16 protein-coding genes are annotated in these 19138 nt (G+C 59.6%); 6 read left to right on the top strand and 10 right to left on the bottom strand.

Annotated features, from left to right (window positions below; translation table 11 throughout):
- Positions 1 to 42 precede the first annotated feature (42 nt).
- Positions 43 to 429 carry a Rid family detoxifying hydrolase gene (locus ACIY1O_RS01735; RefSeq protein WP_397473344.1) on the bottom strand — a complete coding sequence of 129 codons (387 nt, stop codon included), beginning with the start codon at positions 427 to 429 and terminating at the stop codon, positions 43 to 45.
- Between the two features lie 91 nt (positions 430 to 520).
- A complete protein-coding gene (locus ACIY1O_RS01730) occupies positions 521 to 1297 on the bottom strand; it encodes a ferredoxin--NADP reductase (RefSeq protein ID WP_397473343.1) in 777 nt (258 codons plus the stop codon).
- A 347-nt stretch (positions 1298 to 1644) separates the two neighbouring features.
- Here ACIY1O_RS01730 and ACIY1O_RS01725 point away from each other — a divergent pair, with 347 nt between their 5' ends.
- The 3 genes from ACIY1O_RS01725 to ACIY1O_RS01715 are packed head-to-tail and all read left to right on the top strand — an operon-like array spanning position 1645 to position 5233.
- Complete coding sequence (locus ACIY1O_RS01725; RefSeq protein ID WP_397473342.1) at positions 1645 to 2685, top strand: Fe(3+) ABC transporter substrate-binding protein; 1041 nt, start codon at positions 1645 to 1647, stop codon at positions 2683 to 2685.
- 55 nt (positions 2686 to 2740) lie between these two features.
- Entirely contained in the window at positions 2741 to 4396 is a 1656-nt protein-coding gene (locus tag ACIY1O_RS01720) for an ABC transporter permease (protein WP_397473447.1), read from the top strand.
- A 51-nt stretch (positions 4397 to 4447) separates the two neighbouring features.
- Positions 4448 to 5233, top strand: a complete 786-nt coding sequence (locus tag ACIY1O_RS01715) for an ABC transporter ATP-binding protein (RefSeq protein ID WP_397473341.1) — start codon at positions 4448 to 4450, stop codon at positions 5231 to 5233.
- Here ACIY1O_RS01715 and ntrC read toward each other — a convergent pair.
- The 6 genes from ntrC to rph form a co-directional block, all read right to left on the bottom strand.
- Positions 5206 to 6738, bottom strand: a complete 1533-nt coding sequence (ntrC, locus tag ACIY1O_RS01710; protein WP_397473340.1) for a nitrogen regulation protein NR(I) — start codon at positions 6736 to 6738, stop codon at positions 5206 to 5208. The two genes, ACIY1O_RS01715 and ntrC, sit on opposite strands and share 28 nt — an antisense overlap.
- A 64-nt stretch (positions 6739 to 6802) precedes the next feature.
- Entirely contained in the window at positions 6803 to 7858 is a 1056-nt protein-coding gene (gene glnL, locus ACIY1O_RS01705) for a nitrogen regulation protein NR(II) (RefSeq protein WP_397473339.1), read from the bottom strand.
- Positions 7859 to 7887: 29 nt separating this feature from the next.
- Positions 7888 to 9300, bottom strand: a complete 1413-nt coding sequence (gene glnA, locus ACIY1O_RS01700) for a type I glutamate--ammonia ligase (protein ID WP_397473338.1) — start codon at positions 9298 to 9300, stop codon at positions 7888 to 7890.
- 252 nt (positions 9301 to 9552) lie between these two features.
- On the bottom strand, positions 9553 to 10746 hold the full coding sequence (hemW, locus tag ACIY1O_RS01695; protein ID WP_397473446.1) for a radical SAM family heme chaperone HemW: 1194 nt from the start codon (positions 10744 to 10746) through the stop codon (positions 9553 to 9555).
- 21 nt (positions 10747 to 10767) lie between these two features.
- Positions 10768 to 11415 (bottom strand): RdgB/HAM1 family non-canonical purine NTP pyrophosphatase, encoded by a 648-nt coding sequence (gene rdgB, locus ACIY1O_RS01690; RefSeq protein WP_397473337.1) that lies wholly within the window; start codon positions 11413 to 11415, stop codon positions 10768 to 10770.
- A gap of 124 nt (positions 11416 to 11539) precedes the next feature.
- Complete coding sequence (rph, locus tag ACIY1O_RS01685) at positions 11540 to 12280, bottom strand: ribonuclease PH (RefSeq protein ID WP_397473336.1); 741 nt, start codon at positions 12278 to 12280, stop codon at positions 11540 to 11542.
- Positions 12281 to 12362: 82 nt separating this feature from the next.
- On the opposite strand from rph, the gene ACIY1O_RS01680 reads away from it, so the two are divergent.
- The 3 genes from ACIY1O_RS01680 to ACIY1O_RS01670 are packed head-to-tail and all read left to right on the top strand — an operon-like array spanning position 12363 to position 17449.
- The gene (locus ACIY1O_RS01680; protein WP_397473335.1) at positions 12363 to 13328 is read left to right on the top strand and encodes a YicC family protein; all 966 of its coding nucleotides are present in this window, start codon (positions 12363 to 12365) and stop codon (positions 13326 to 13328) included.
- Between the two features lie 45 nt (positions 13329 to 13373).
- Positions 13374 to 15101 (top strand): VRR-NUC domain-containing protein, encoded by a 1728-nt coding sequence (locus tag ACIY1O_RS01675; RefSeq protein ID WP_397473334.1) that lies wholly within the window; start codon positions 13374 to 13376, stop codon positions 15099 to 15101.
- Positions 15098 to 17449, top strand: coding sequence for an ATP-dependent DNA helicase (locus ACIY1O_RS01670; RefSeq protein ID WP_397473333.1), 2352 nt, complete (start codon positions 15098 to 15100; stop codon positions 17447 to 17449). The genes ACIY1O_RS01675 and ACIY1O_RS01670 overlap by 4 nt, the downstream gene beginning before the upstream one ends.
- Here the strand turns inward: ACIY1O_RS01670 and ACIY1O_RS01665 are convergent.
- Positions 17436 to 18029, bottom strand: a complete 594-nt coding sequence (locus ACIY1O_RS01665) for a cupin domain-containing protein (protein WP_397473332.1) — start codon at positions 18027 to 18029, stop codon at positions 17436 to 17438. The genes ACIY1O_RS01670 and ACIY1O_RS01665 overlap by 14 nt on opposite strands.
- A complete protein-coding gene (locus ACIY1O_RS01660) occupies positions 18020 to 18967 on the bottom strand; it encodes a 5'-methylthioadenosine/S-adenosylhomocysteine nucleosidase (RefSeq protein ID WP_397473331.1) in 948 nt (315 codons plus the stop codon). The genes ACIY1O_RS01665 and ACIY1O_RS01660 overlap by 10 nt, the downstream gene beginning before the upstream one ends.
- Positions 18968 to 19138 lie beyond the last annotated feature (171 nt).

Genomic DNA, 19138 nt, shown 5'->3' with positions numbered 1-19138 from the left:
GCCTGGTCGCGGACGTAGACACGGCTAAAGACGACAGACCGCCTAAACGACGATGATGGCCTCGACCTCGAATTGCGCGCCTTTGGGCAGGCTTGCCACGCCGATCGTCGAGCGCGCCGGGAACGGCTGGGGGATGATGTCTCCCATGATGGCGTTGGCGCTGGCGAACTTGCCAAGATCGGTAAGGTAGAGCGTAAGCTTTACGATGCTTTCGAGCGAACCCCCGGCGGCCTCGATGACGGCTTGCATATTGGCGAAAGACTGCCGGACCTGGCCCTCGAAGTTTTCGGAGACCAGTTCGCCGGTGCTGGGTTCGAGCCCGATCTGTCCCGAAAGGTAGACAGTCTTGCCGCTGGGCGCCGCCACAGCTTGTGAGTAGGGCCCCACTGCGGCGGGCGCCGCGTCGGTATGAATAATTTGCTTAGCCATGTAGATCTCTGTCAAGTAAGAATAAAACCACTATCAGAGTGTAAACAGCTATAGCCTGGATTAACAAGCCCTGTGGCGCCGGCCGGTTGCGCTATTTTTCGACAAATGCGCGTTCGATAACGTAATCGCCGGGCTCGCCGACACCCGCCGACACGACAAAACCACGTTCGTTCAAAATGTTGCTGACGTCGGCCAGCATGGCGGGGCTGCCGCAGAGCATGGCGCGATCGGTTTCGGGGTTGAGCGCGGGCAGGCCGATATCTTCGAAGAGCTTGCCGGATTCGATAAGCGTGGTCAGGCGCCCGCTATTGCGGAAAGACTCACGTGTAACGGTTGGATAATAGACGAGTTTTTCTCGCACGACGTCGCCGAAATACTCGTTGTTCGGCAGTTCGTTTTCGATGAAGTCGGCATAAGCCAGTTCGCTTGTATAGCGAACACCGTGCATCAGCACCACTTTTTCGAAGCGCTCGTAGACGTCGGGGTCTTTGATGATGCTCATGAAGGGAGCCAGGCCGGTTCCAGTACCAAAAAGATACAGGTTCTTGCCAGGTTTGAGGTCATCGACGACCAAGGTTCCCACCGGCTTCCTGCTGATAAGCACAGAGTCGCCCACCTTTAGATGCTGCAGCCGCGAAGTAAGCGGGCCGTCGGGCACCTTGATGCTGAGGAACTCGAGGTTTTCTTCGTAATTGGCGCTGGCAATGCTGTAAGCCCGCATCAGTGGCTTGCCCTCGACCTCGAGGCCAAGCATGACGAAATGCCCATTATGGAAACGCAGCGCAGTATCGCGCGTGGTGGTAAAGGAAAACAAAGTGTCGTTCCAGTGTCGTACGCTAAGTACCTGCTCTGAGTTAAAAGCTGCCATAGTCTTGTTCATAAAAAATGCCATCGGCCAGAAGAAGCGTATACGCTGGCTTCTATAGCCCAAGGCTAGGTTGTCGTCATTAACCAGTACGATTAAATTCTACACTATTTAGTGTTCACTAAGTTAATTTTCTATTGAAATGTGGTATTTAGCTCAAATCCAGGGAATGTGTCGCCGGTTTTTTCGGGGCTGCACAGCACCCTGTTGTTGAGAAAAATCAAACGTACACCACATATAAGCTGGAATACGGCGCATCACGCGGCGAAGTTGCGGGCTTTCCTTTAAACTGTTAGCTTCTGCAGTAGACATCTAGCTGATAATCATTTGCATTAACAGGAAGCCCATACATGCGATCGTCACGCCCTTTTCTTGCACCTTTGGCCCGTTCCGTGGCCGCCGCCTGCCTGGCGGCTTGCGCCACCACCGCGCTCGCAGACGTTACTCTTTACACCACTCGCGAGCCGGGCCTGATCCAGCCGATTCTTGAGCAGTTTACAAAAGACACGGGCATTAAGGCCAATACAGTCTTTGTTAAAGACGGCCTGCTCGAGCGCGTGAAGGCCGAAGGCGACAAATCGCCCGCCGACGTATTGATGACAGTTGACATCGGCAACCTTATCGACCTGGTACAGGGCGGCGTTACCCAAGCCATTGACTCGAAAGTGTTGAACGACGTCATTCCAGGTAACCTTCGCGGCGAAGACGGCCATTGGTATACCTTGTCGATGCGCGACCGCGTCGCCTATGTTTCGAACGAAGTTGACGTAAATGAGCTTACCTACGAATCGCTGGCCGACCCCAAATGGAAGGGCAAGTTTTGCACCCGGTCGGGGCAGCACCCATACAACACCGGCCTGATCGCCGCCTTCATCGCCCACAATGGCGTTGAAGCGGCCGAAGAGTGGCTGCGCGGCCTGAAGGCCAACCTTGCACGCAAGCCCACCGGCGGCGATCGTGATGTCGCCCGCGACATTCTGGGCGGAATCTGCGACGTGGGCGTCGCCAATGCCTATTATGTCGGACGCATGAAAAACTCAGAGCCGGGCTCGGACGCTCGTAAATGGGGCGACGCCATTCACGTCGTGCGCCCCACTTTCGCCAATGAGGCCAGCCAGGGAACGCACGTGAATATTTCCGGCGCTGCGGTCGCCCGCCATTCGCCCAACAAGGACGACGCCGTCAAGTTGCTTGAATACCTGGTTTCCGAGCAGGCGCAACATCTTTATGCCAACGCCAACTACGAATACCCCGTGCGTGCAGGCGTAGCCCTGGACCCTGTGGTGGCAAGCTTTGGAAAGCTGGTGGTCGATCCCCTGCCTTTGTCCGAAATTGCAAAACATCGCAAGCAGGCCAGCGAGCTGGTGGATAAAGTTGGCTTCGACAACTAAGTCCTTACCCAGCGGCACTCCCGCATCAGCGCCGGCCGGCGCCTCGACGGGTTTGATGCGGGGCTTGCTTCCTTCGGCAGGCTGGCCCTGGCGCCTTGGCGCCACGCTGATAGCCGTCCTCGTTGCGGCGCCTGTTGTTGCACTTGTCTGGATGGCGCTGGACGGCTCGCTCGATCATTGGAGCCACCTCGCACAGCACGTATTGCCGGCAGCCCTGCGTAACACGGTATTGCTTCTGCTTGGTGTCGGTATTCTGGTGGCATGCCTGGGCACCGGCAGCGCCTGGCTGGTAACGGCCTACGATTTTCCATCCCGACGCATATTGTTGTGGGCGCTATTGCTTCCCCTGGCGGTACCCACCTATATCGTAGCCTTCGCCTATCTCGACATCTTGCACCCCCTTGGGCCCGTGCAAGGCTTGTTGCGGGACATTCTTGGCTACGACAGCCCCAGACAGTTCCGCTTGCCCGATTTACGCGCCCTGCCCGGCGCTATCGTGCTGCTGGGCTTCGTGCTTTACCCCTACGTCTATCTAAGCACGCGGGTCATGTTCTCGACGCAGGCCAACAGCTTGATGGAGGCCGGCCGCATATTGGGGCAGTCACGTCGAGGCGTGTTCTTTCGCGTGGCGCTGCCGCTGGCCCGGCCGGCCATCGCCGTGGGCGTCAGCCTTGCCCTGCTCGAAACCCTTAACGATATCGGCGCGTCAGAATTTCTGGGGGTACAGACGCTTACCGTATCGGTTTACACCACATGGATAACCCGTTCTGATCTGGCCGGCGCGGCGCAGATCGCGCTGTCGATGCTGGCCATAGTCGTGTTGCTGATTCTGCTCGAGCGGCACGGGCGCAGGCATCAACGCTATTCCAGCACGCAGCGCATGAGGCCCGTGCAGCCCGAGCGCCTGCGCGGCTCTCGGGCCGCCCTTGCCGTGGTTTTGGGATGGTTGCCCATACTTATCGGTTTTGTCGCTCCGGCCGTCTACCTGCTCAATGAAACCATCAAGCATTTTGATACCGCCGGCGGTGTTTCGGCCCAATTGCTGCAAAGCGGCTACAACACGGTAAGCGTGGCGCTTATGGCCACCGTGGTCACTGTCGCGGGCGCCATCGTAGTAACCTGGGCGGCGCGCAGCGCCCATACCGCCAAGACACGGCTCATGAAACTGTGCTCGCGTGTTTCCACGGTGGGTTATGCGTTGCCGGGCACTGTCCTGGCCATCGGCCTGCTTCTGCCCCTGATCGCCATCGACGGGGTGATCGGGTGGTTCGTCGAGCTGTTTGGCGGTGTTTCGCCCGGCCTGTTGCTGATGGGTTCCAGCACGGCGCTGGTATGCGCCTATGTCATTCGCTTCCTGGCCATTTCGGTGGGCAGCCTGGAATCGGGCCTGGCCCGTATCCCGCCTTCGCTCGAACAAGCGTCTCGTCTGCTGGGTGAAAACCCCGCGGGCACCTTGCGACGGGTTCACTTGCCTTTGCTGCGGCCTGCCATTGGCGCGGCCGCCCTGCTCATTTTCGTGGACGCCATGAAAGAGCTGCCGGCCACCTTGTTGCTGCGCCCCGTCAACTTCGAGACCTTGGCCACCTGGCTTTACGCGGAAGCCGCCCGCGGCACGTACGAAGAAGGCGCCATCGCCGCGCTGGCCATTGTCGTCGCCGGTCTTTTACCCGTCATACTGCTGGCACGCCACCAGCTAAAATCGGGACACTGAGTTTCATACAAGATTCAATGCACGCCCTCATCGACCACAGGCCATTGCGACATGGCTGAAATATTGCAATTGGAAGCCATCTCGCTGGCTTACGACACTCCCCAGGGCCGTCAAGCCGTGGTCGAGGATTTTTCACTGATCCTGGAACAGGGGCATATCGGATGCTTGTTGGGTGCATCAGGCTGCGGCAAGACCACGGTGCTGCGCGCCATCGCGGGCTTCGAGCCCCTGCGCGCCGGACGTATCGTGCTGGACGGCAAAGAGCTGTCAAGCGCCGGCTTCCAGCTTGAACCCGAACATCGCGGCGTGGGCATGATGTTTCAGGATTACGCCCTGTTCCCGCATCTGACAGTGGAAAAAAACATAGGCTTCGGCCTGCGCCGGCTGGACAAGGCCGAACGCGACCGACGCGTAAACGACCTGCTTCATTTGGTGGGGCTGGAAGGATCGGGCCGCCGCTACCCGCACGAGCTGTCCGGCGGCCAGCAGCAACGGGTAGCCCTGGCGCGTGCTTTGGCGCCCGAACCCAGCCTGCTGTTGCTTGACGAGCCTTTTTCCAACCTCGACATTGACACGCGCGAACGACTGGCTTTTGAAGTGCGCGACATCCTCAAGGCCACCGGCCACACGGCCCTGCTGGTCACGCACAACCAGGCCGAGGCCTTTGCCATCGCGGATCGCATCGGCGTCATGCAACAAGGCGTGATCGTGCAGTGGGACACGCCTTACGGGTTGCATCATGCGCCGGCCAGCCCCTTTGTTGCCGATTTCATTCGTCGCGAGGCATTGATGGCGCAGCGGGCGCAGGCTTACCTGCGGGGCGAAGAAGCAGGATAAAGGTTCAGCTCCTGGCATTTTCGAGTGAGCGTGTTGCGCCCTATTCCAAGCCGCTGCGCAGCTTCGGCTCGCCGATCGCGAGAATGTCCTAAAGCAGTGCGGATCAAAGTCGCTTCAAACTCGCGCAGCAAGGTGGCCATGATGGCGGGCTCATTGCGCTCCAGCCGCCGGCTTACGTCGTCGGCCAGTAAATTCGCCCATACCGGCATACCCAAATCTTCCTGCTTTGCAGTGCGCTCGAGGCCCCCGTCGACGGGAACACTGGACTGCGCCCAGAGTAATCCGCCGCCAGAGTTAAGTTCTGGAGGCAGGTCGCCGACGTCCACCCATTGTCCCGAGGCCATCACCGTCACCCAGTGGCAGAAATTTTCCAACTGACGGATATTGCCCGGATACTCGAATCGCACAAGGGCCGCCTGAGCCTCGGGTGTGAGTTTTCGGGTCGGCACACCCAGTTTTTCGGCGCTTTCCTGCAGGAACAAGTCTGCCAATGCGGGAATATCTTCTTTGCGTTCGCGTAACGGCGGCAGTCGCAGGCGGATCACATTGAGGCGATGGAACAGATCTTCTCGAAACTGCCCTTGCGCCACTCGTTGCTCCAGCGGCTGGTGGGTGGCCGCCACAATGCGTACGTCCACCCGCACAGCCTGCGATCCGCCAACGCGGTAGAAGCTGCCTTCGGCCAGCACACGCAGCAGCCGGGTTTGCAACTCGAAAGGCATGTCGCCAATCTCGTCAAGGAATAATGTGCCCCCGTCAGCTTCTTCGAAGCGGCCCCGACGCATCGTCGTGGCGCCCGTGAATGCGCCGCGCTCATGACCGAACAGTTCAGCTTCGAGAAGATCGCGGGGAATGGCCGCCGCATTCAGAGCGACGAAGGGGTTTGCAGCCCTCGTGCTGTGAGTATGCAGGGCACGGGCGATCAGTTCCTTCCCAGTGCCCGATTCACCGGTAATCAACACGGTCGCCGATGAGACGGCAAGGCGCCCAATGGCCCGGAACACCTCTTGCATGGCCGCGGATGCCGATCTCATCATCAAGCGGTCGCCCTTTTTCGCCACGGCGACTTCCGGATTGCTGCTTGCGGCCGGTGCTTCGCCAACATCGGAAGAATCGGCCGGCGGCGCGTTTTGGCTGCGCTTTGCCGAAGTGTCGGCAGCTCGCTGAATCAGCGCCACCGCCTCATTGATGTCGAACGGCTTGGCCAGGTAATCGAAAGCTCCCTTCTGGAAGGCAGCCACCGTGCTGCTCAGGTCTGTATAGGCCGTCATGACGATGACGGCCAGTTCTGGAAGGCGCTGCTTGATCTCGTGAAGCAAGGCGAGGCCATCCTTGCCGGGCATGCGTATGTCCGTAATCAATACATCGGGAACGTCCGTCTCCAGGGCTTCAAGCATGTCGTGGGCCGACACGAAGCTGCGCGTGGGAAGCTGGGCTCGCTGCAGGGCTTTCTCAAGCACCCAGCGTATGCTTTGATCATCATCGACTATCCAGACGGCTTTCATGACAGCTCCAAAATAACTTCTGAAAAGCAACGGCGCAGGCGCCCATTTTCCTTGTGGACCAGCTTCAGGGCGATTCCAATGGCAATATCAGGCGAAACTCGGTGCGGCCCGCACGGGAGTCAAACTCGACGATTCCGCCGTGCTGTTGCGCGAACTCCTGAGCAAGACTCAAGCCAAGCCCTGTTCCGCTGGCCCGACCGGTTACCAGTGGATGAAATATTTTGTCGCGCAACTCATCGGGAACACCCGGCCCATTGTCGATCACGGAAACGATGACTCCCATGCGTACCGGGCGGCCGGCCGGCGCAAGATGCCGTCCGATGCGTGTGCGCAAGGTTAGGGTCGGTGCGATGGTGCAGTGGCCCTCAACCAATGACTGCGCCCCGTTGCGCGCGATGTTCAGCAAGGCCTGGACGAGGCGCTCGCGGTCTCCCGTCAACTCGGGAACCGAGGCGTCATAGTCACGCCTAACCTCTATGGCCGGAGAAAACTCCGCCCGCAGCAAAGTAAAGACGCGCTCGCAGATTTCGTGAATGTTGAAGCGCGCCATTCGAAGGGTGTCGCCCTGGGGTGCGATGAGCCGATCCACCAAGCCCTTGAGCCGATCGACCTCGTTCACGATAACGCCGGTATATTCCCGCAGAGGACTCTGTGCCAGCTCGGCCTCGAGCAACTGGGCGGCGCCGCGTATGCCTCCCAAGGGGTTCTTTATCTCGTGGGCCAGATTACGCAAAGATTCGCGCTGGACTTGAAGCTCTTTGCTTAATTGCTGAGTGCGGTCGGGTGCGCCTTGATGTTCAAGACTGCGCACCTCGAGCAAGGCGCTCCAGGTGAGGTGGCCGACTGGGGTTATCGTGACGCTTACCGGTAGTGCACCGGATTGAGTCCGTGCCAGGGTGGACAGGCTGAAGACACCGTACAGGCCTCGCACGGCGTCGCCGAATCGACTTTCCAGCGCTGTCTCGGCTTCGAACATCGCCAAGGCCTCATGGCCTGCAAGTTGGCGCTGAGAAAGACCAAACAGTTCCTGGGCGGCGACGTTGGCGCCAAGCACTTTGCCAGCTTCATCCAGCGCCAATATCGCCGTGGCAAGCAGATCGTAGTGGTCGATGGAATGCATCACCATACGCTCCGCCCGCCTTAAGCCGCCTACAGGCTGTAGTACATGTCGAACTCGATCGGATGAGTCGTCATGCGCAGGCGCGTGATCTCGGCCATCTTGAGTTCGAGGTAGGCGTCGATCATGTCGTTGCTGAAGACTCCTCCGCGGGTCAGGAACTCGCGGTCGGTGTCCAGCGCCTGCACGGCCTCTTCAAGCGAAGCACACACCGTGGGGATCTTGGCGTCTTCTTCGGGCGGCAGGTCGTACAGGTTCTTGTCGGCCGGGTCACCCGGGTGGATCTTGTTCTGGACGCCATCCAGGCCGGCCATCATCATGGCCGAAAAGGCCAGGTATGGATTGGCCAGCGGATCAGGGAAACGCGCCTCGACCCTGCGCGCTTTGGGGCTGCTGACGTAAGGAATGCGGATCGACGCCGAGCGGTTGCGCGCCGAGTAAGCCAATTTGACCGGCGCCTCGAAGTGCGGCACCAGCCGCTTGTACGAGTTGGTGGAAGGATTGGTCAGGGCATTCAGGGCGCGCGCATGTTTGATGATGCCGCCGATGTAGAACAATGCGAATTCGGATAAGCCCGCGTAGCCATTGCCCGCGAACAGGTTCTGCCCGTCTTTCCAGATGGACTGGTGAACGTGCATGCCCGAACCATTGTCGCCTACCACGGGCTTGGGCATGAATGTGGCTGTCTTGCCATAGACATGAGCCACGTTATGGACCGTGTATTTGAGAATCTGGTTCCAGTCGGCCCGGCGCACCAGGGTGGAGAACTGAGTGCCGATCTCCATTTGGCCGGGGCCGGCCACTTCGTGGTGATGCACCTCGACGGGTACGCCCTGCTGCTCAAGCAGCAAGCACATTTCGGAACGGATGTCGTGGAAGGAATCCACAGGCGGAACCGGCACATAGCCGCCCTTGACCGAAGGCCTGTGCCCCATGTTGCCGCCATCAAGCTCCAGCCCACGCGACCATGACCCTTCTTCAGACTTGATCTTGACGAAACACCCCGAGGCGTCGTCATTCCAGGTGATGCCATCGAATACAAAGAATTCGGGTTCGGGGCCGAAATAGGCCGTATCGCCCAGCCCGCTGGATTTCAGGTAGGCCTCGGCGCGGCGGGCCAATGAACGTGGATCGCGGTTATATCCTTTCAGGTCTGATGGCTCGAGCACGTCGCAGGTGAGAATAAGCGTGCTTTCCTCACGGAAGGGATCCAGGCGAGCCGACGTCGGGTCGGCCATCAACAACATGTCGGAGGCTTCGATGCCCTTCCAGCCGGCGATCGACGAACCGTCGAACGCCTGCCCGGACTCGAGCTTTTCTTCATCAACGGTATGGCCGGGCACGGTCATGTGATGCTCGCGACCGAGCGTGTCGGTAAAACGAAAATCTACAAAAGCGACTTCACGTTCGGCGATCAGCTTCACAATTTCTTCTGCGGTGGACATAAAGGCTCCAAGCTAGATAATGGTCAAAATAAGGACGTCGATATGCTTAACGCAACAACCGTGCCAGTTTTAGGTACTTCGAACAGGGCGGTTTCGACCTTTTCGCCGGGAAACACCGCGTTTTTCAACGGGAGCATGCTCCATTTTGGTGCGCCGCCCCATGTTGGGTCAAATTGTAGTGCAAAGCCAGCGCGCCAATACGGGGAAAACAGATACGAACTGTAAAACCGTCGACGGAATTCGGGGCTGTTTTCAAGCCAGGAACATGCTTTGAAGATCATTCAGAAAGCGCCATCCCAGCGCAGTGGCTTGTATCCGCGAAGGGTTTGCTTCGAGCAAGCCTTTGTCGACCGCGCGATTCAAGACCGGAAGGATGGCGGCCAGGTTAAGGCCGGTGCGTTCTTCGAAGCCGGCCGCTTCAACTCCGTGTCGCAGGCGCAATGCATTGAGCATGAACTCGAAAGGCAGGTCTTGCGCAGAGACCTCTACCTCTTCGGCAATGTGGCCACCATCGCGCACTTGCGCTTTTTCCATCCACGAAGCGGGTTGACGCAGCCGCGATTGACGGATGATCCGGTCGGGAAAAGACAGCTTCCCATGAGCGCCTGGCCCGATGCCCAGGTAGTCGCCAAACTCCCAATAATTGACGTTGTGACGGCTGCGTCCGCCTTCCCGCGCATAAGCCGAAACCTCGTAGCGCTGCCAGCCCCCTTCTTCCGCCAGTTCGGCCACGCGATCCTGCATGGCGGCGGCGGTGTCGTCGTCGGGAAGCCCGGAGGGCGGATACTTGGCAAAGACAGTGTTGGGTTCCAGCGTCAGGTTGTAGAGTGATAGGTGCTCTGTACCAAAAGCCATGGCTGTGGCCAGGTCGGCTTGGCAGGCATCCAGCGTCTGGCCGGGCAAGGCGAACATCAGGTCGAGGTTGACCCGATTGAACGCATTTTGCGCGGCGTCGATGGCGCGCCGCGCCTGGCCCGAATCGTGAATGCGGCCCAGGGCTTTCAGCGCCGCATCGTCAAAGCTTTGTATTCCCAAAGAGATACGATTGACGCCGCTTCGGGCGTAATCCTGAAAGCGTTGCGCTTCGACCGTGCCTGGGTTGGCCTCCATGGTGATTTCGGCGTCGGGCCACAAATTCAGACAGGCGCGGAACATGGCCAGCATTTCATCCACGGCGGCGGCTGATAACAGGCTGGGCGTGCCTCCGCCAATGAAGACCGTGTACACCTGCCGGCCCCAGATCAACGGAAGCGCCTGTTCCAGATCGGCGCGCAAGGCAGCCAGATACTCTTGCTCGGGCAGTTCGCTTTGAAGCTCATGCGAATTGAAATCGCAATACGGGCATTTGCGCACGCACCACGGCACATGTACATACAGCGATAAAGGCGGAAGGCTCGCAAGCCTGGTCCCGCCGGGCTGTTGCGCGGCCATTCGGCCCTGAGGCATGATGCGAATGACTTTCTGCACCTAGCCCTCGTCGTTGGCCAAAGCCTTCAATAGCTTGCTCAGGGCCCGAGCGCGATGGCTGTGCCGGTTCTTTTCTTCAGCGGGCAATTCGGCTGCGGTCATGCCCAGATCGGGCAGAAAGAAATACGGGTCGTAGCCAAAACCATTTTCGCCGGCCGGCTCTTTTGCAATGCTGCCGCGCCAGACGCCTTCGGCGACGATGGGCCGGGGGTCGTCGGCGCTGCGCACATACACAAGCACGGCCACATACGACGCGGCGCGATCGGTTTCCCCTTCGAGTACATGCAGCAAATGCTGGTTATTGGCGGCGTCCGACTTTTGGCCGCCTTGCAAACTGGCATAGCGGGCCGAGTACACGCCCGGGGCTCCCCCAAGGCAATCGACGCAAAGCCCCGAATCGTCGGCCAAAGCAGGCAAGCCCGTATGCCGGCTGGCATGACGAGCCTTCTCCAGCGCATTTTCAATGAAGGTAGTGTAGGGCTCGTCGGTTTCGGAGACACCCAATAGGCCCTGCGGAACCATCTGTATGCCAACGCCCGACAAAATAGCCGAGAACTCTTTTAACTTGCCGGGGTTATTTGAAGCAAGGACGACCTTGTATTGGCTTGACTCGTCGGCACGAACGGTTGGAACTGCTGGGTTGGGCATGAGCGATCGGAAGAGAAAATGAGATTGCGGTTAGCGCGAACAGCGGCCGGCGAGCTCGCCGCCGACCATGACAGCGCCAGTTTAACCGACGGCGCCAGGGCAGGCCTATTGCAATCAATCACTGTCAGGAGGCTTGCGACAGTGCCTGTTTTTGCAGTTCGATCAAATTCGCAATGCCGCCCGCCGCCAAGTCAAGCAAGGTGTCAAGCGCTTCGCGGTCAAAGGTTTGGCCCTCGGCGGTGCCCTGCACTTCGACGAAGCCGCCCGCGCCGGTCATGACTATGTTCATGTCGGCGCCGCAGCCCGAATCTTCAGGGTAATCCAGATCGAGTACCGGTTGGCCGCCCACCAGGCCCACCGACACCGCGGCCACGTGGTCAAGCAATGGTTCACCGGCCAATTCGCCCTTTGCGGATAGCCCGCGCACTGCCAGCGCCGCCGCCAACCATGCACCAGTGATGGCGGCGCAGCGCGTGCCGCCGTCCGCCTGCAACACATCGCAATCCAAGTGCAGGGTACGCTCGCCCAGCGCTTCAAGATCGAACACGGCGCGCAGACTGCGCCCGATGAGGCGCTGGATTTCCTGCGTGCGGCCGCTTTGCTTTCCCCGGGCGGCTTCACGGTCGGATCGTGTATGAGTGGAGCGAGGCAACATGCCGTATTCGGCTGTGACCCAGCCCTGTCCCTTTCCCTTGAGAAAAGGCGGAACCTTATCGAGCACGCTGGCGTTGCACAATACGTGGGTATCGCCCATCTTGATCAGTACCGACCCTTCGGCATGGCGCGTATAGCCGATTTCAAGGGAAACGCTGCGCAATTGGTCGAACAGGCGGCCGGAAGGCCTGGAAGAAGCGATGGAAGACAAGAAAAACTCCTGGGTCTGATGAAATAACGCGCCGCCATGGGCAATAATAGAAAACACCCTTCATTATGCAGGATACCTCTACATGATACGCAGCATGACCGCCTTTGGAGCCGCCGGCGCCGAATCCGACATGGGCAGCGTCACCGTTGAAGTTCGCACCGTCAACAGTCGCTATCTCGATGTCAATTTACGTTTGCCCGACGAGTTGCGTTTGGCCGAAGCACCGTTGCGTGAACAGGTCGGTCTTTACTTGCGACGCGGAAAAGTCGATGTCAGGGTCGCTTTCGCGCGTGCCGGCGCCGACTCGGAACAGGTTTTAAGTGATGACTACCTGCGCCACATTACCCGGCAATTGGAGCAAGCCCGGGCGCTTGTACCCGACACACCGGCGCCGACCCTGTTCGAGTTGATCAAGGGGGCCAACGCGTCAGACACCGCGCCCGACCCAAAGGCCTGGAACGCATTGTGCACCCAGGCCGCCGCCCAGGCCCTGGCCGAACTTCAGGCCAACCGCGGGCGCGAAGGCGCGCGCCTGGCCCAAATGATGCTGGAGTGCGCCGACGGCATTGCCGATATCGTCGAGGCCGTTCAGGCTGAAGTGCCTCGTCTTTTGGATGAACATCGCCAGAAGCTGGCGGCCAAGCTGCGTGACACGCTCGAGGCGGCCAGCCCCTCTGGCCTGTCGCAGATCAGCGGCGAAGAGCTCTCTGCCCGCATCGCGCAGGAAACCTCTTTGTTTTCGCTTCGCATCGACGTGGCCGAAGAGCTCGCCCGGCTTCGATCACACCTCAGTGAGCTTCAGCACATTTTGTCCGGCAACCAGAGCGCGCCGGCAACCGAGCCTGGCAGCGCCCAAGCCCCCAAGACCAAGAAGGCCGACAAAGCAGGCGCGAGCCTCGGAAAACGGCTTGATTTTCTGTTCCAGGAAATGAATCGCGAGGCCAATACGCTGGGTTCCAAAGCAAGTGGAATTGCGGTTACCCGCGCGGCGATCGACCTCAAACTATTGATCGAGCAGATGCGGGAGCAGGCGCAAAACATCGAATGAGAATCCGGCCCTGCTATACTGTTTAAATAAACAGCAATGCAGATCATGGCGCGACAGCTCGACAATCCTTTCTACTACCTCGAAAACTTCGAGTTCGTATTAACCTGGGTCGGGCAGCGCTACGCCGACGTGCTTGATCACGACGAACTGGGCTTCATACAGCAATATCGGGGCCTGCCGCAGGCGTCACGCGCTCTGTTGGCGCGCATGGTCATGCGCCGTGGCGCCCTGTTTCGTCATGGCAGGCTGCACTACACCGAAATCGGCTGCGTTCAAGAAGCGCTTGCGCCGCTGGCTCAGGGCGGGTGGGTCAACCTCAACCCCCTGCTCAATCTCGAACAGGCGTTCGGTCTTTTCACCAAGCCCGAACTTCTGCTTGCATTCGCCGGCCATGGTCTGGCGCCGGCGCTTTCCAAAAAGGCCATGTTCGAGCATTTGTCCGCCCAAGCGGCTCCAAGCGCCTTCCGACACCATGAACAAGATTCCCATGAGCATCATTCGTCCATAAACACCGAGCCGCCCGCAACTATCCGCGATTGTGCGTTACCGCTGCGCCAGTGGTGGCCCGATGCCGACGATGAGGTCTGCGAATTGCTCATCATGCCCATGTGCGAGCGTTTCAGGCTGATGTTTTTTGGCAATATGCGTCAAGACTGGAGCGAATTCGTCTTGGCCGACCTGGGGCTGTATCAGTACGAGACGGTGGCCTTCTCCGACTCATGCCGGGCGATGGACACTCGGCAAGATGTCGACGACTATCTGCATTTGCATGAATGCGCAGAACGCCTGCGTGCCAACGACGACCTCCAGGCCATCATGGCGTGCATTCCCGCACAACCTTACGCCAACCATTGGATAGAACGCCGCCGCGCCAAACTGCTGTTTCGCATCGGCCAAGCGTGCGAACGGGCACAGAAGTGGGAAGACGCGCTGCAAGCCTATGGCGCAAGCAGCCATGGCGAAGCCAGGGTGCGGCGGGTGCGCGTGCTGGAACGCACCTTGCAACACGAATCAGCCTTGCTCTGCGCCGAAGAGGCGCTAAAGAGCCCCGCCGGCGATGCCGAGGCGCAACTGCTTGCACGCATGCAACCGCGCCTGAGGCGCAAGCTGGGCCTCCCAGTCCAGGTCGAATCCGCACTACCGCCACCGCAAACGTTTCAAATCGACGTGCCCCATGCAGCGGCGCAGCGCGTCGAAGAGGTGGCTCGCGAATACTTGCATCGCGACGACGCACCTGTGCACTACGTGGAAAACACGCTCATCAACAGTTTGTTCGGCCTTCTTTGCTGGGATGCCATCTTTGCGCCGCTGCCGGGCGCGTTCTTCCACCCTTTTCAGCGGGGGCCGGCAGATCTTCACGACCCAGGTTTCAGCTTGAGGCGTAAAGACCTGCTCAAGACTTGCTTGTCGCAACTGGAATCAGATCAATACCGGCACACCATCCAGGAGAACTTCGCGGCCAAATACGGCAGGCAATGTTCATTCGTGCACTGGCCCTTGTTGAACGATGCGGTGCTGCAACAGGCGTTGCACTGCATACCGCCCACGCATCTCAAAAAATGGTGCGAGCGTTTGCTGGTCGATATTCCCGGCAACCGTTCAGGCTTGCCCGACCTGATCCAGTTCCAGCCTGCCACAAAAAACTATCGAATGATCGAAGTAAAGGGCCCTGGTGACCGGCTGCAAGACAATCAACGACGCTGGCTGGCTTACTTTGCCCAGCACGGCATGCCCGTCGCCGTCTGTTTCGTGCGCTGGACGGAATCGCCATGAATTACGCCGTCTCTGTAAGAACCTTGTGCGAGTTCGCAGCACGCCGCGGCGATCTCGATTTACGCTTTCATCTGGCGCCCAGCGGTCAGGAAGGGGTGGCAGGCCACCGCATCGTCATGAGCCACCGTGCCGCCAATTACCAAAAGGAAGTCACGCTTCAGGGGCACCTGGGGCCGCTTTCGGTGCGCGGGCGCGCCGACGGCTTCGATCCTGACGCCCGTCGGCTCGAAGAAATAAAAACCTATCGAGGCCGCTTACGCGACATGCCGGCAAGCCAAAGCGGGCTGCACTGGGCGCAAGTGCGCGTCTATGGCCACCTCATGTGCCGGAAACTGGGGCTCGACACCATCGACCTGGCCCTGGTGTATTTCAACATCACCTCCGGGCGAGAGACCGTGCGCAGCGAATCCCGCAGCGCCCTCGAACTCGAGCAGCATTTCAGTGCGCTGTGCGACAACTTCGTGGCCTGGGCCGAGCAGGAACTGCGTCACCGCGAAGCGCGCGATGAGGCCTTGCTGGCGCTTCGCCTGCCTTTCGAAGGTTTTCGTGATGGCCAGCGCACCCTGGCCAAAGCGGTATACCGCGGCTTGCGCGACGGCGCCCATCAAGCAATACAGGCTCCCACCGGCATCGGCAAGACCATGGGCACACTGTTCCCGGCTCTTAAAGCCATGCCGCCCAAGGACCCGGGAAAGGGCCTGGACAAGCTCTTCTTCCTCACTGCCAAGACCCCGGGGCGCGAGGTTGCGCTGCATGCCGCTCGAGTGATCCGGAAGACGGGAACCAAGTCTTTGCGCGTCATTGAGCTGGCCTCCCGCGAACAGGCTTGTGAGCACCCCGACAAGCATTGCCACGGCCAGAGTTGCCCGCTGGCCAAGGGCTTTTATGATCGTTTGGGCGCAGCGCGGGCGTCCGCGGTGCAAGCCGGCCTGCTTGACCGCGCGGCGCTGCGGCGTATCGCTCTCGAGCACCTGGTTTGCCCCTATCACCTGGCGATGGAGCTTGTGCCATGGTGCGACGTTGTCATAGGCGACTACAACTATTACTTTGATGTGGGCGCCACCTTGCACGCTCAGGCCGAAACCCAGCAATGGCGCATTGCTGTATTGGTCGACGAAGCCCATAATCTCGTCGAGCGCGCACGCGCCATGTACACCGCTGCGTTGCGGCTGAATGACCTTAAAAGCCTTTCGCGCGCCACGGCCGGCCTGCATGGCATGCTGGACGAACTTGAAGATGCCTGGACGGTGTTGCTTGATGGTCAAGCCGAACCCTACCGGCACCACAACACACCGGCGCAACCCTTTCTCCAAGCGCTGAAACAGGTGGCAGGCGCGCTTTCCGAGCAACTTGAAAAGCTCGAGGAATCAGCGCATGACGAGGCGTTGCGCTTTTACTTCGGCGTGCTGCATTTTTTACGCATGGCAGAAAGCTTTGGGCCGCACTCTGTATTCGAAACCTCGATTTCCAAGGGCAGTGAAGCCAAGGCGCCATCTTCGGAATGCGTCATTCGCAATGTCATGCCCGCGCCCTACTTGAAGCCGCGCTTTGAAACCTCGCACGCTTGTGTGCTGTTCTCGGCCACCCTCCAACCTTGGGAGTTCTATGCAGACGTGCTCGGCCTGCCCGATTCGACGGCCTGGGTCGAGGTAGACACCCCATTCAGCTCCGAACAGCTTCAAGTACGCATCATTGGTGACATCTCCACGCGTTGGGCCGACCGGGACGCTTCCCTTGAACCCATGACACGGATCATCGCCGCCCAATATGCACGCAAGCCCGGCAACTATTTGGTGTTTGCCGGCAGCTTTGATTATTTGCACCGTCTGGCCGCCACCCTTGACGCCAATCATCCCGACATACCCACGTGGACTCAGTCCCGCGATATGAGCCCCGCCGCCAGAGCGGGTTTTCTTGCGCGTTTCGACAGTTCCGGCCGAGGCATCGGCTTTGCCGTGCTGGGCGGCGTCTTTGCCGAGGGGATAGACCTGCCCGGCGAGCGTCTGATCGGCGCCTTCATTGCCACTCTGGGGCTGCCCCAGGTCAACCCCGTCAACGAAGCTTTAAAGCAATGTCTGAACACCTGCTTTGCGGGACGCGGCCAAGATTACACCTACCTGTATCCGGGCCTGCGCAAGGTGGTGCAAGCCGCGGGACGCATCATACGCACCCCGCAAGACGAGGGCGTGGTGTATTTGATGGACGATCGCTACAAGCGGCCGGTGGTACGCCGGCTGTTGCCGTCGTGGTGGTGTATCGAGCATGTGAAGGCCGAAGAGGCAGCCGCTTCTTTGCGCACAAATGAAGGGCCGACGCGTGCTTTTCCTGCAATGCTCAGCGTTGAATAGGAGCCAGTCGCGCTATCAGGCCGGCATGAGCGGGATACTGCTCGATCAAGACGCACGTGTCGGCCATTTCGAACTCGCTGAATTCGAATCCGGGCGCCACCGTACAGCCCACCAAAGCAAAGCTGCTGCTCTGCGCATCGGCGGCAGACGGGCCTGAGCCCTTGGTTTTCAAACGCGCTGCGGCGGGTCGGCATGCGTTTGATGCCAACTGGGCCGCAAACCAGCAACCCGCCGGCACAACCGCCTGGAATGTGCAGGCAGGGTCGCGCAGAGGGTCGCCCAGGCGGTGCGTGACCAACCCCTTTTCATCGTCCAGAACGTAAACGTTCAAGGCAGACCCCGTATAAAAATGCCACAGCTCGTCGGAAGCAATGCGGTGCCAAGCGGAATGGTCGCCAGACTCGAGCATGTAGTAAATGGCGGTGGAGGCGCTGCGCCGGCCTGCATCCGCCATCACGCCCAAGGGGCTGCGATAGGTTTCGCGGTAATAGCCGCCCTCGGGGTGGGCTTGCAGGTTGAATTGCTTGATCAGGCGTTGCGCCGAGGTTTCGTCTGGGTTCACAGTCTGCCTTATTGCCATGCTTTCAAAAAAGCCATCAATACGCGGGTGGAGTTCTCGGCCGCCAGGTTCAAAAAGGTGTGGACTTCTTCGGCGCCGTCGCCGCCGCCGGCCAGGTCGCTGAGCGAGCGAAAAGCGATAAACGGAACGCCATTGCTGTAAGCCACCATGGCGCAGGCGGCGCTTTCCATGTCAACGACATTGGCCTGGAAAGCACTGTGCAGATGCTCGCGCAGTTGCGCATTGTCGACGAATACCGGTCCCGACACACCATTGCCGCCGATGACAAGCGAAGGCCGATGCGAAAGGCATTGCCCCTTGGCGTCGCAATTTGTCAGCTCGACACTTTGAATACGCCGCGCCACATCAAGCAGGCCCGGGTCGCTGTCGAACCAGAACTTTTCGTGCAGCGCGGGTTGAGCAGCGCTTCTAACCATGACGGGCCGCGTGAAGAACATGCCGAAACCCGGCGCATCCACTTCACCGCCCACGCCCATCGCGTCGTATCGTCCCGGCTCAACCTCGAGTACCGCCACAGTTTCCAGGTACTGCCCCCAGCGTTCCACCACAGTGACGTCGCCGATATGCAGTTCGGGGTTTACGCCGCCCGCAACGCCGCTGAATATGATGTGGCTGATCTTGAAACGATCCAGCGCCAATTGAGTGTTCATGGCGGCATTGGTCATGCTGACCCCGCTTAGAAAAAGCACCACTGGCTTGTCCTGCAATGCGCCGGTCAGGAATTCCACGCCGTTGATCGAATGGCTTTCCGCATCTTGAAGCGAGCCTCGTAATACAAGCAGCTCGGGTTCGAAGGCCGAGATGATCGCGACGCGGGTGGTTTCATCGATGCGTACGGAGGCTTGCGCCCCGGAGCCCCACCACGCCGCCATCATGATAAGGGCCAGCGCCCCGATGGCGCCGATGCGGCGGGCGTAAAGGAATGGCCAGTCCGTCATATGGTGTCCAAAAGTAAACAGTGTGGGCGATATTGTACGGGTGAAGTGCCGCGGAACCCCTGGTTCACAGCACGAACAGTTGCACAATTACGTTTCTTTCATGCTTGGCGACAAGCTGGGGATGGACGTCATGACCCTGATACATGGGCAACATACAAAACCGCTTTAACT

It is taken from the genome of Pusillimonas sp. (assembly GCF_044464525.1).
In the GTDB taxonomy this organism is placed as follows: Bacteria; Pseudomonadota; Gammaproteobacteria; order Burkholderiales; family Burkholderiaceae_B; genus Pusillimonas.
The sequence above is the reverse complement of the archived record's forward strand: the minus strand, read 5'-3'. Positions and strand labels throughout refer to the sequence as shown.

Coding starts and splice junctions, on each gene's coding strand:
- ACIY1O_RS01735 (WP_397473344.1), bottom strand. CDS start 429: ATGGCTAAGCAAATTATTCATACCGACGCGGCGCCCGCCGCAGTGGGG.
- ACIY1O_RS01730 (WP_397473343.1), bottom strand. CDS start 1,297: ATGGCAGCTTTTAACTCAGAGCAGGTACTTAGCGTACGACACTGGAAC.
- ACIY1O_RS01725 (WP_397473342.1), top strand. CDS start 1,645: ATGCGATCGTCACGCCCTTTTCTTGCACCTTTGGCCCGTTCCGTGGCC.
- ACIY1O_RS01720 (WP_397473447.1), top strand. CDS start 2,741: ATGCGGGGCTTGCTTCCTTCGGCAGGCTGGCCCTGGCGCCTTGGCGCC.
- ACIY1O_RS01715 (WP_397473341.1), top strand. CDS start 4,448: ATGGCTGAAATATTGCAATTGGAAGCCATCTCGCTGGCTTACGACACT.
- ntrC (WP_397473340.1), bottom strand. CDS start 6,738: ATGAAAGCCGTCTGGATAGTCGATGATGATCAAAGCATACGCTGGGTG.
- glnL (WP_397473339.1), bottom strand. CDS start 7,858: ATGCATTCCATCGACCACTACGATCTGCTTGCCACGGCGATATTGGCG.
- glnA (WP_397473338.1), bottom strand. CDS start 9,300: ATGTCCACCGCAGAAGAAATTGTGAAGCTGATCGCCGAACGTGAAGTC.
- hemW (WP_397473446.1), bottom strand. CDS start 10,746: ATGCCTCAGGGCCGAATGGCCGCGCAACAGCCCGGCGGGACCAGGCTT.
- rdgB (WP_397473337.1), bottom strand. CDS start 11,415: ATGCCCAACCCAGCAGTTCCAACCGTTCGTGCCGACGAGTCAAGCCAA.
- ACIY1O_RS01680 (WP_397473335.1), top strand. CDS start 12,363: ATGATACGCAGCATGACCGCCTTTGGAGCCGCCGGCGCCGAATCCGAC.
- ACIY1O_RS01675 (WP_397473334.1), top strand. CDS start 13,374: ATGGCGCGACAGCTCGACAATCCTTTCTACTACCTCGAAAACTTCGAG.
- ACIY1O_RS01670 (WP_397473333.1), top strand. CDS start 15,098: ATGAATTACGCCGTCTCTGTAAGAACCTTGTGCGAGTTCGCAGCACGC.
- ACIY1O_RS01665 (WP_397473332.1), bottom strand. CDS start 18,029: ATGGCAATAAGGCAGACTGTGAACCCAGACGAAACCTCGGCGCAACGC.
- ACIY1O_RS01660 (WP_397473331.1), bottom strand. CDS start 18,967: ATGACGGACTGGCCATTCCTTTACGCCCGCCGCATCGGCGCCATCGGG.